Origin of the sequence: Pseudomonas sp. SIMBA_067, from assembly GCF_046534675.1 — a bacterium.
Taxonomy (GTDB): domain Bacteria; phylum Pseudomonadota; class Gammaproteobacteria; order Pseudomonadales; family Pseudomonadaceae; genus Aquipseudomonas; species Aquipseudomonas putida.
In genome coordinates, this window is the sequence record NZ_JAWRYH010000080.1 from 1 (window position 1) to 398 (window position 398).

1 protein-coding gene is annotated in these 398 nt (G+C 61.8%); it reads right to left on the reverse strand.

Going from position 1 to position 398, the window contains the following annotated elements; genetic code table 11:
• The coding region (locus tag SB765_RS28170; RefSeq protein ID WP_410932291.1) for an aminotransferase class I/II-fold pyridoxal phosphate-dependent enzyme at positions 1–398 on the reverse strand (398 nt) is incomplete at both ends.

Sequence of the window (398 nt, forward strand, 5' to 3'; positions counted from 1 at the left end):
CGATAGTGTTCCGCAGAATGCTTCGATTGATGTGTTTTCGTTCACTGACCAGGCCTTCTTGTTGCAGGCTGGCGATGCCGCCCATGGCGGCGGCAAGTGGCACGAAGTTGTAGCCGTTCAGGCGTTGCAGGTCGGCGAGCAATGCCGGTTTGCCGACCACTAGCCCCAGGCGGGCACCGGCCATGCCATAGAGCTTGGAGAACGTTCTCAGGACCATGACGTTGTCATGGCTGACCGCCAGGTCCAGGCAGGAGGGCGCGTCGGTAACGTGGATATAGGCCTCATCGATGATCGCCAGGCTGCCTACCGGCTTGTGGGTGACCAGGTGCTCGATGTCGGCGCGTGGGGTCAGCGTGCCCGTGGGATTGTTGGGGTTGCACAGGTACAGCACCCCGGGT